Below are 233 nucleotides of genomic sequence, written 5' to 3' on the forward strand. Positions count from 1 at the left end.
CGTGCTCTCGTCGCCGGCGAGATCGTGTCCATTTCGGACGATGTCGAAGTCGGGCGTCGTGTCGAGGCGGGCGACACGCTCGTCACGCTCGACGACTTTCCCTATCGCGGCGCACTCACCGAAGCGCGCGCCAATCTGCGCGAGGCGGAAGCGACGCTCACCGAACGCCAGGCGAGCGTGCGGGCCGAAGAGATCGCCGTTTCGCGTGCGCAAGTACAGCTGGAGCTCGCCCG

1 pseudogene is annotated in these 233 nt (G+C 67.8%); it reads left to right on the forward strand.

Going from position 1 to position 233, the window contains the following annotated elements:
* A pseudogene (locus CH341_RS33500) lies at positions 1 to 233 on the forward strand (efflux RND transporter periplasmic adaptor subunit); the annotation flags it as partial.

This window comes from Rhodoplanes roseus (genome assembly GCF_003258865.1).
GTDB lineage: Bacteria > Pseudomonadota > Alphaproteobacteria > Rhizobiales > Xanthobacteraceae > Rhodoplanes > Rhodoplanes roseus.